The organism is Micrococcus sp. Mcc89, from assembly GCF_024519795.1.
GTDB lineage: Bacteria > Actinomycetota > Actinomycetes > Actinomycetales > Micrococcaceae > Micrococcus > Micrococcus luteus.
The window spans coordinates 28,650-38,829 of record NZ_JALJRI010000022.1 but is presented as its reverse complement, the minus strand read 5'-3'; the positions used below and the strand labels follow the sequence as shown (position 1 = coordinate 38,829).

10 protein-coding genes are annotated in these 10,180 nt (G+C 74.6%); all 10 read right to left on the bottom strand.

The annotated features are described in order from the left end of the window. Nucleotides 1-297, bottom strand: a 297-nt coding sequence (locus NR072_RS02640; RefSeq protein WP_256836032.1) for a translation initiation factor IF-2 N-terminal domain-containing protein, incomplete at its 3' end; no start/stop codon positions are given. A gap of 191 nt (nt 298-488) precedes the next feature. Then, a complete protein-coding gene (locus tag NR072_RS02635; protein ID WP_228070540.1) occupies nt 489-788 on the bottom strand; it encodes a YlxR family protein in 300 nt (99 codons plus the stop codon). Between the two features lie 84 nt (nt 789-872). Continuing rightward, nucleotides 873-1,859 (bottom strand): transcription termination factor NusA, encoded by a 987-nt coding sequence (gene nusA, locus NR072_RS02630; protein WP_041104234.1) that lies wholly within the window; start codon nt 1,857-1,859, stop codon nt 873-875. Nucleotide 1,860: 1 nt separating this feature from the next. Next, nucleotides 1,861-2,448 (bottom strand): ribosome maturation factor RimP, encoded by a 588-nt coding sequence (rimP, locus tag NR072_RS02625; protein ID WP_041104232.1) that lies wholly within the window; start codon nt 2,446-2,448, stop codon nt 1,861-1,863. A 130-nt stretch (nt 2,449-2,578) separates the two neighbouring features. Further along, nucleotides 2,579-3,328: a TSUP family transporter gene (locus NR072_RS02620; protein WP_186319884.1), complete on the bottom strand. Its 750-nt coding sequence runs from the start codon at nt 3,326-3,328 to the stop codon at nt 2,579-2,581. A 43-nt stretch (nt 3,329-3,371) separates the two neighbouring features. Further along, nucleotides 3,372-5,198: a proline--tRNA ligase gene (locus NR072_RS02615; RefSeq protein ID WP_041104230.1), complete on the bottom strand. Its 1,827-nt coding sequence runs from the start codon at nt 5,196-5,198 to the stop codon at nt 3,372-3,374. A gap of 120 nt (nt 5,199-5,318) precedes the next feature. Next, nucleotides 5,319-6,251 carry a GNAT family N-acetyltransferase gene (locus NR072_RS02610; RefSeq protein ID WP_041104228.1) on the bottom strand — a complete coding sequence of 311 codons (933 nt, stop codon included), beginning with the start codon at nt 6,249-6,251 and terminating at the stop codon, nt 5,319-5,321. Then, nucleotides 6,226-7,410 (bottom strand): flavodoxin-dependent (E)-4-hydroxy-3-methylbut-2-enyl-diphosphate synthase, encoded by a 1,185-nt coding sequence (ispG, locus tag NR072_RS02605; RefSeq protein WP_061866731.1) that lies wholly within the window; start codon nt 7,408-7,410, stop codon nt 6,226-6,228. Before ispG ends, NR072_RS02610 begins: the two co-directional genes overlap by 26 nt. 105 nt (nt 7,411-7,515) lie before the next feature. Further along, the gene (locus NR072_RS02600; protein ID WP_041104226.1) at nt 7,516-8,883 is read right to left on the bottom strand and encodes an RIP metalloprotease; all 1,368 of its coding nucleotides are present in this window, start codon (nt 8,881-8,883) and stop codon (nt 7,516-7,518) included. After that, nucleotides 8,880-10,115, bottom strand: a complete 1,236-nt coding sequence (gene dxr / locus NR072_RS02595) for a 1-deoxy-D-xylulose-5-phosphate reductoisomerase (RefSeq protein WP_166795261.1) — start codon at nt 10,113-10,115, stop codon at nt 8,880-8,882. Before dxr ends, NR072_RS02600 begins: the two co-directional genes overlap by 4 nt. Nucleotides 10,116-10,180: the final 65 nt, after the last annotated feature.

The following is a 10,180-nucleotide window of genomic DNA, read 5'->3' as shown; positions in this document are numbered from 1 at the left end:
GGGACCGGGCACCGGGGCGCCGACGTCCGACGTGGGCGCCGCGGCGCGCGGCGACGGGGCGGCCGCCGGCTTCGGTGCGGCGGGACGGCCCGCGGCCGGGGCGGCGGGGGTGGAACCCGGCTTGGCGGCGGACTTGCCGGCACCCGGGTAGGCGTTGCGCAGCTTCTTGACCACCGGGGGCTCGATGGTGGACGAAGCCGAGCTGACGAACTCGCCGAGGTCCTTGAGCGTGCTCAAGGCCTCCTTCGAGGTGATGCCGAGCTCCTTGGCGAGCTCATGGACGCGGACCTTGGCCACGGTTCTCCTGTTCTGGCCCCACGGGCCGGAACGGAGCCGCTCGGGCTGTCCGTCTCAGCGCGTCCTGGGACCGTTGACGTTGCTCCAGGCCGTCGCGCGCGCCACCAGGGCACGCGCACCACGGCCTGCCTGATAGCAGGGGGTGAAGTTCATCGCTGGGCACTCATGCTTCAGTGCTCATCGGGTACGCATCAGATCTCTGACCCGCCTTCATCTGTCGGTCTGTCAGCCGGTGCCTCCGCAGTGCGGCCCAGCGCGTCGGCGTCGACGGCGGACCGGAAGGCCCGCCCGAACGCGCGGCGGCGCAGGGCGAGGTGGAGGCAGTCCTCACCGGGGTGCAGCCACGCACCCCGGCCTGGACGGCGTCGTTCCGGGTCCCAGACGACGGATGGGGGTTCCGTCGAGGAGTCCAGAGCGACGCGCACCAGCTCTTGCTGGTCCGCCCTCGATCGGCATCCGATGCAGGTGCGCACGACCGTCCGAGACGTCATGCGTTCACCCCTCACGGGCGTCGGATCGGGAAAGGACCTCATCCATCCTAGCGCGTCCGGGCCCGGATCTGTTCCCGGGGACGGTCAGCGGCCCGGGGCCGAGGTGGTGACCCCGTCGCCGACGATGTCGATCCGCCAGCCCGTGAGCTTGGCCGCGAGGCGGGCGTTCTGGCCCTCCTTGCCGATGGCCAGGGACAGCTGGTACTGCGGCACCACGGCGCGGGCCGAGTGCTGGTCCGCGTCGAGGATCTCCACCGAGACGGTCGTGGCGGGCGAGAGGGCGTTGGCGATCATCGCGGCGGGGTCGTCCACGTGGTCGACGATGTCGATCTTCTCGTCGTTGAGCTCCGTCATGACGGCGCGCACGCGGCTGCCCATCTCCCCGATGGAGGCGCCCTTGGCGTTCACCCCGGGGCGGGTGGCGCGCACGGCCATCTTGGTGCGGTGGCCGGCCTCGCGGGCCAGCGCCGTGATCTCGACCGAGCCGTCCGCGATCTCCGGGACCTCGAGCTCGAAGAGCTTGCGCACGAGGCCGGGGTGCGAGCGGGACACCGTGACGGACGGGCCCTTGGCGCCGCGCGTCGCGGAGACCACGTAGGCGCGGATCCGGCGGCCGTGGGCATAGTCCTCGCCGGGCACCTGCTCGGGCGGCGGGAGGACGGCCTCGAGGGTGCCGAGGTTCACCTGGACCATGTGGCGGTTCAGGCCCTGCTGGATGACGCCGGAGACGAGCTCGCCCTCCTTGTCCTTGAACTCGCCGAGGACCTTGTCGTCGTCCTCCTCGCGCATGCGCTGGATCATCACCTGGCGCGCCGTGGAGGCGGCCACCCGGCCGAAGCCGTTCGGGGTGTCGTCGAACTCGCCGATGGGCGTGTCGTCCTCGTCCAGCTCCGTGGCCCACACGGTGACGTGGCCGGTCGCGCGGTCGATCTCCACGCGGGCGCGCTTCAGGGCCCCCGGGGTGCGGTGGTACGCCATGAGCAGGGCCTGCTCGATGGTGGGGAGGAGGCGGTCCATCGGGATCTCCCGCTCCGCCTCCAGCATGCGCAGCGCGCTCATGTCGATGTCCAACTCATGCCTCCGTGTGCTCGGCCGTGTCCTCGCCCGCGGCGGCGTCGGCGTCGCCGGCCTGCTGAGCGGGGCTCCACTCTACCTGCACGATCGCCGGACCGAGGCGGTCGAGGGCGACCCGCTCGGCGGGCAGCTCCTTGGCCTTCATGCCCTTCTTGGCGGGCGGGCGCACCACGGCCAGCTCGACGTCGTCGGCCGTCACGTCCTTCAGACGGGCGGTCACGGGCGCGGCGCCGTCGACCGAGACCTCGACGAGACGGCCGACGTTGCGGGCGAAGTGGCGGGGCTCGGTGAGCGGGCGGTCCACGCCCGCGGTGGTGACCTCGAGCAGGTACTCCCCCGCGCCGACGCCGGGCACGTGGTCGCCCAGGGCGTCGAGGGCGGCGGAGACCCGGCCGGAGAGGCGGGCGACGTCGTCCAGGCTCAGACCCCGGGTGCCCGAGGCGCGGTCGAGGACCACCTCGACGGTGCGGTGCTCGGCGGTGCCCGTGGCGCGCACCTGCTCCACCACCACGTCGTCGGCCGCCAGGGCCTCCTCGACGCGGATGCGCAGCTCGGCGAGGTCGTCGCGGCGGTCGGTGCTGTCCATGGGGTGCCTCACTCGTCGGGTCGGGGCCGCCGCGCCACGCGGGCGGGGGCCGGGGTCGGGATCCGGGGCCGAGCCTACCGGCGGCCCACGGCGGGGCCGAGTGCTCCCGACCGGGGCGGACGGGGCGGGGTCAGCGCAGCAGCGGGGCGAGGGTGTCCGCGCCGACCTTGACGATGAGCGCGGCCACCACCATGAGGTACACCACGCGGATGAAGCCGGTGCCGCGGGCGATCGCCATGCGGGCCCCCACGTAGCCGCCCACGAGGTTGGCCGCGCCGAGCAGCAGCCCCAGGCCCAGCACCGCGTGCCCCGAGGGCACGAAGTACGCGAGCGCGCCGAGGTTGGTCGCGAGGTTGACCACCTTCGCCTGTGCCGAGGCGTGCAGGAAGTCGAACTTGAGCAGCAGGACCAGCCCCAGGATGAGGAACGTGCCCGTGCCGGGGCCGAGGACGCCGTCGTAGAAGCCCACCGCCGCGCCGAGCGCCACGGCCCGGGCCAGCGCGGTGCGCCGCCGCGGCCCCACGCCGGCGACCTGTCCGAGGCCCGGGCGCACGGCCGTGAACACGGCGACGGCGATCAACGCCACCAGGATCACGGGCCGGATCACGCCGGCCGGCAGATGCGCGGCGACCACGGCCCCGCCCAGGGCCGCCGCGAAGGCGACGGCGGCCATCGGCAGTGCGGTGGACAGGTCCTGCCGCAGGCGCCGACGGTAGGTGAGCGCCGACGTCGCCGTGCCGAACACCGAGCCGAGCTTGTTGGTGGCCAGGGCCTGGATCGGGCTCAGCCCGGGCACGAGCAGCAGGGCCGGCAGCTGCAGCAGGCCGCCCCCGCCCACGACGGCGTCGATCCAGCCCGCCGCGAAGCCCGCGGCGAGCACGAGGACGAGCAGTCCGGCGGTCAGCTCGACGGCGCCGAACCACTCAGCGCCCGTCGCGCACCTCCGCGAGCACGGCCGCGACGGCCCCGTCCACGGGCACGGGGCGGGCCTCACCGGTGGCACGGTCCTTGAGCTCGAGCTCGCCGTCGGCCAGGCCGCGGCCGATCACCACGGTGGTGGGCACGCCGATGAGCTCGGCGTCCTTGAACTTCACGCCCGGGCTGACCTTCGGACGGTCGTCCACGAGCACGGTCAGGCCCTCGGCCTCGAGGCCCGCGGCGAGCGTCTCGGCGGCGGCGAGGCCGTCCTCGCCCTTCGTGGCGACGACGACGTGCACGTCCGCCGGGGCCACGGCGCGCGGCCACGCCAGGCCCTTGTCGTCGTGGTAGCGCTCGGCGATCGCGGCGACGGCGCGCGTGATGCCGATGCCGTAGGAGCCCATGGTCACCACGACCTGCTTGCCGTGGACGTCGAGGACCTTCAGGTCGAGGGCCTCGGCGTACTTGCGGCCGAGCTGGAAGATGTGGCCCATCTCCATGCCGCGGCGGGTGTGCAGCGGACCGGAGCCGTCGGGGGCCTCGTCGCCCTCGCGCACCGCGGTGGCCTCGAGCACGCCGTCCCACGTGAAGTCGCGGCCGGCCACGAGGCCGAACACGTGGCGCTGATCCGCGTTCGCGCCGGTGATCCACGCGGTGCCGGGGGCGATGCGCGGGTCCACGAAGAAGGGCAGGCCCGAGACGGAGCCCTCCGCGCCGAGGACCGGCGTGCCCTCGACCGCGTCGGCCGCCGCGGGGCCGATGTAGCCCTTGACCAGGGCCGGATGCGCGGCCAGGTCCGCGGCGGTCGCGGCCTCGAGCGTGGGCTCGCCGACCACGCCGAGCGCCGGGCCCACGGAGGCCTCGAGACGCTTGAGGTCCACCTCACGGTCGCCGGGCACGCCCACGACGAACGGGCGGCGCTCGCCGCCGTCCACCACCGCGGTGACCACGACGCACTTGAGCGTGTCCGCGGCGGTCCACGGCTCGCCGTCGCGCGGGGCCAGCTGGTTGGCGACGTCCACGAGCGCGGCGATGGTGGTGGAGACCGGGGTGTCCTTGACCTCGGCGGCGGGCAGGGCCGCCATGGCCGCCTCGTCCAGCGGGGCGGGGGCCACCGTGGTGACGGCCTCGACGTTGGCGCGGTAGCCGCCGTCGGACTCGACGAAGGTGTCCTCGCCCACCTCGGTGGGGTGCAGGAACTCCTCGGAGCGGGAGCCGCCCATCGCACCGGAGGTGGCCCGCACCGGCACGACCTCGAGGCCGAGGCGGTCGAAGATCCGCAGGTAGGCGGCCCGGTGGGCCTCGTACGCGGCGTCCAGGCCGGCGTCGTCCACCGTGAAGGAGTAGGAGTCCTTCATGATGAACTCGCGCCCGCGCAGCAGGCCGGCGCGCGGGCGGGCCTCGTCCCGGTACTTGGTCTGGATCTGGTACAGGTACGCGGGCAGGTCCTTGTACGAGGAGTACAGGTCCTTCACCAGGAGCGTGAACATCTCCTCGTGCGTGGGGGCCAGGAGGTAGTCGTTGCCCCTGCGGTCCTGCAGGCGGAACAGCCCGTCGCCGTACTCCTCCCAGCGCCCCGTGGCCTCGTAGGGCTCCCGCGGCAGCAGCGCCGGGAAGTGCACCTCCTGGGCGCCGATCGCGTCCATCTCCTCGCGCACGATCCGCTCCACCTTGGCCAGCACCTTCAGGCCCAGCGGCAGCCACGAGTAGATGCCCGGGGCCGCGCGACGGATGTAGCCGGCACGGACGAGGAGCCTGTGGCTCGCCACCTCGGCCTCCGCCGGGTCGTCGCGCAGGGTGCGCAGGAACAGGGTGGACATGCGCAGGGGCATGGCGGGGCCTCCTCGGACGGGCTCGCGCGGTCGGGGGCGGCGCGCGGGACGGGACGACGCCGACACGGGGTGCCCGACGTCCTGACCGCCGATCCTATCGCCCGCGCAGGGTCCGCCGGGTCAGTACAGGACGGTCGCGAACGTGCCGCGCCGCTCGAACCCCACGCGCTCGTACGTGCGCAGCGCGGGGGTGTTGTACGCGTTGACGTAGAGGCTGACCACGGGAGCCTGGAGGCGCACGTAGTCCACGACGGCGGCCATCGCTGACACCGCCAGCCCTCGGCCGCGCGCGGCGGGGGCCATCCACACGCCCTGGATCTGGGCGCACCGGGAGGAGAGCAGCCCGATGTCCGCCTTGAAGCGCAGCGGGCCGCCCGCGTCGCGCGGGCCCGGGTCGATGAAGACGCGCCCGGCGTGGATCAGCCGCTCGACGCGGTCCCGGTACTGGGCCGCACCGCCGGTGAACGGGGAGAAGCCGAGCTCCTCCTCGAACATCGCCGCGCTGGCCGGCAGGACGCGCGCGAAGTCGCGTGGCTGCGCCTGCACCACGTACGGGTTCGGGTCGATCCCCCCGGCCGTGCCCAGCACGAGCAGCGGCTGGTTGGGGCGCACGGACCGGGACCGGTGGCCCGCGGCGGCGAGGGCCTCGCCGGCGGCCAGCACGGGACCGGCCGGGCCGTAGACCGACCCGTACCGGCGGCGCAGCGCGGCGGCCGCCGCGCCGAGCGCCTCCGCGTCGCCCGGCGCCCAGCCCGCGTCCGGGGCCTCGGACGCGGCGACCGGCACCACGTTCGAGCCGATCCAGACGGCCGCGCGCAGCGCGCCGGCGCCCGGGGCGTCGTCGTCGATCCCGAGGAACAGGGTGCCCGCCGCTCCCCCGCGCGGGCCGGCCAGGCGGCCCGCCTCGAGCAGGGAGTCCACGAACACGTTGGACACGGGGGCACGGGCGGACAGGGCCGCGAGCGCGGCGGTGTCCGCGTCGGTCAGCAGGCGGACGCGGTCACCCGTGGCGGCCCGGACCTCCCGGTCAGTGGACGGAGACCACCGGGGCACCGGCGGCAGCCTGGTCACCGCCGTCCTCCCCCAGGTCCATCTCACCGGCGATCCGGTTGGCCTCCTCGATGAGGGTCTCCACGATCTGGTCCTCGGGCACGGTGCGGATGACCTCGCCCTTGACGAAGATCTGGCCCTTGCCGTTGCCGGAGGCGACGCCGAGGTCGGCCTCGCGGGCCTCGCCCGGCCCGTTGACGACGCAGCCCATGACGGCCACCCGCAGCGGGACCTCGAGGTCCTGGAGGCCCTCGGTGACCTGCTCGGCCAGCGTGTACACGTCCACCTGGGCTCGGCCGCACGAGGGGCAGGAGACGATCTCGAGCTTGCGCTCGCGCAGGTTCAGGGACTGCAGGATCTGCAGGCCCACCTTGACCTCCTCGACCGGCGGCGCGGAGAGGGAGACGCGGATGGTGTCGCCGATGCCCTGGCCGAGCAGGTAGCCGAAGGCGGTGGCGGACTTGATGGTGCCCTGGAAGGCCGGACCGGCCTCGGTGACGCCGAGGTGCAGCGGCCAGTCACCCTGCTCGGCGAGCAGCTCGTAGGCGCGGGCCATGATCACCGGGTCGTTGTGCTTGACGGAGATCTTGAAGTCCTTGAAGCCGTGCTCCTCGAAGAGGGAGGCCTCCCAGACGGCGGACTCGACGAGGGCCTCCGGGGTGGCCTTGCCGTACTTCTGCAGCAGGCGCGGGTCCAGGGAGCCGGCGTTGACGCCGATGCGGAGGGAGGTGCCGTGGTCCGAGGCGGCCTGCGCGATCTCCTTGACCTTGTCGTCGAACTTCTTGATGTTGCCCGGGTTCACGCGCACGGCGCCGCAGCCGGCCTCGATCGCCGCGAACACGTACTTCGGCTGGAAGTGGATGTCCGCGATCACGGGGATGGTGGACTGCTGGGCGATGACCTTGAGGGCCTCGGCGTCCTTGTCCGTGGGGCAGGCCACGCGGACGATGTCGCAGCCGGCGGCCGTGAGCTCGGCGATCTGCTGCAGGGTCGCGCCGATGTCGTGCGTCTTGGTGGTGGTCATCGACTGCACCGAGACGGGGTGCTGCGAGCCGACGCCCACCGAGCCCACCTGGATCTGCCGGGTGGTGCGGCGCGGGGCCAGCACGGGCGGCGGGGCGGACGGCATTCCAAGGCTGACGGGCACGGGGGCGCTCCTCATGGGTTCTCGGGGTCGACGGCGCGGGGCCGCCGGGTTCTCCGGTCCATCCTAGGCGCGCGGGCGCCCCGGGGCTCGGGGCGACCGCCCACGGCGAACGGGCCGGGCTCAGAACAGCCGGACCGGCTCCACGATGTCCGCCACGATCAGGATGACGCCCATGAGCAGCATCGCCGCGCCCACCGCGTAGGTCAGCGGCAGCATGCGGGCCAGGTCGAACGGCCCCGGGTCGGGGCGGCCCGTGAGCCGGGCCCAGCCTCGGCGGACCGCCTCCCACAGGGCGCCGGCCACGTGGCCGCCGTCGAGCGGGAGCAGCGGGATGAGGTTGAACACCATGAGCGCCACGTTCACGCCCGCCAGCAGGGACAGCAGCAGGGCGGCCTTGTCCGTCAGCGTGGCCTGCTCGAGCGCCGCCGCCTCCCCGGCGATCCGTCCGACGCCCACCACGGACATCGGTCCGTCCGGGTCGCGCTCGGCCGGGGTCACCACGGCGACGGCGGTGTCCCACAGCCGCTGCGGCAGCACGAGGACGACGTCGACGACGCCCCGCACCTGCTGGGCCACGAGCGGGCCGGCGTCGAGCGGAGTGCCGCGGACCGTCTCGAGCTGCGCGCCCATGCCGATGAACCCGACCTCGTGGGTCGCGACGGTCCCGTCCGGGGCCCGCTCGGGCCGGCCCAGCGCGTCCGTCACGGGCCGTTCCGTCAGGCGCGGGGTCAGGGTGGCGCTCATCCGCTCGCCGTCGCGCTCCCACTCGATCCGGGTGGGCTGTCCGGCGCGGTCCCGGATCGCGGCGGAGAGGGCGTCCCAGTCGGAGACCGGCCGCCCGTCGAAGGCGAGCACGGTGTCCCCGGGGCGCAGTCCCGCCTCGTGGGCGGGCGCGGCGGGATCGCCCGGGCGGCAGTCCTCTGTCCCGCCCGAGGCGGCGCGGGCCTGCTGCTCCTGCATCGTGACCACGCACCGGTAGACCTCGGCGACGGTGGTGCTGGGCTGCGAGGTGCCCACCGTGGTGACCAGCAGGGCGGTGGCGCCCAGCGCGATGAGCAGGTTCATGAACGGCCCGCCGAGCATGATCACCACCCGCTTCCATACCGGCAGGGCGAGGAAGCGGCGGTGCTCGTCGCCGGGGCGGACCTCCTCGGCGGCCTGGGCCCGCGCGTCGTCGGCCATGCGGCCCAGCTGCTGGACGAAGCCCGTGGACGCCGCGCGGGGCGTCTGCCCGGGCCGCGGCGGGGGCAGCATCCCGATCATCGCGACGTAGCCGCCCAGCGGCACGGCCTTGAACCCGTACTCCGTCTCGCCGCGGCGCCACGAGACGAGCGTCGGGCCGAAGCCGATCATGTACTGCGTGACGCGCACGCCGAAGAGCTTGGCCGGGACGAGGTGGCCGATCTCGTGCAGGGCGATCGAGACCGCCAGGCCCAGCGCGACCGCGAGGACGCCCGCGACGTACCAGAGGATCTCCACGACGGTCACCAGCGGGCCCGCGCCGCACGGCGCGCCCAGGCCTCGGCGGCGAGCACGGCATCCACGGTGAGCCCCGTCGGCGCGGGGTCGTGGCCGGCCGCGGCGAGCACGTGCTCGGGGGCATAGTCGGCGACGACGGCGCGGACCGTGTCCACGATCCCGTCGAAGGGCAGGGCGCCGGCGTGGAAGGCGTCCACGGACTCCTCGTTGGCGGCGTTGAACACGGCCATGTGGGTGGGCGAGGCGGCCGCCGCCTCCTTCGCGGCCCGTACCGCGGGGAAGGCCTCCTCGTCGAGGGGCTCGAACGTCCAGGTGGCCGCCCGCGTCCAGTCGCCGGCCGGGGCCGCGCCCGGGAGACGGCGCGGCCAGCACAGCCCCAGGGCGATGGGCAGGCGCATGTCCGGCGGGGAGGCCTGGGCGAGCGTGGACCCGTCGACGAACTCGACCATCGAGTGGACCACGGACTGCGGGTGGACCACGACGTCGATCCGGTCCAGGGGCACGTCGAACAGCAGGTGGGCCTCGATCACCTCGAGGGCCTTGTTCACGAGGGAGGCGGAGTTGGTGGTGACGACGCGGCCCATGTCCCACGTGGGGTGTGCGAGGGCCTGGGCGGGCGTGACGGCGTGCAGGGCGGCGCGGTCCAGGCCGCGGAACGGCCCGCCCGAGGCCGTGAGCACGAGGCGGCGGACCTCGTCCGCCGTGCCCCCGCGCAGCGCCTGCGCGAGCGCGGAGTGCTCGGAGTCCACCGGCACGAGCTGGCCCGGGCGGGCGGCCGCCTTCACGAGGGCCCCGCCGACGATGAGCGACTCCTTGTTGGCCAGGGCCAGGCGGTGGCCGGCGTGCAGCGCGGCGAGGGTGGGCCGCAGGCCGATCGAGCCCGTGATCCCGTTGAGCACGGTGTCGGCGCCGGGCCACGCGGCGATCTGCTCGGCGGCGCACGGACCGGTGAACAGCACGGGTCGGGGGGCCGGGCGCCCGAGACGGGCGGCGGCGTCGGCGAGGGCGGCCCGCAGCTCCTCCTCCCCCGCCGCGGCGGAGCCCACCGCCTCGACCTCGAAGCGCACGGCCTGCTCGGCCAGCAGGGTCGTGTTCGCCCCGCCCGCGAGCGCGACGGCCCGGAGCCGGGCGGGGTCCTGGGCGATCACGTCGAGGCCCTGGGTGCCGATCGAGCCCGTGGAGCCGATCAGGGCGACGGCGCGCGGGGCGCCGTCGTCGTCCGCCGGGGCGGGGGCGGGCAGCGTGTAGTCGGTGAGGGATCCGTGCGTCCCCCCGCCATGATGCCAGTCGGGCCTGGACACGGACG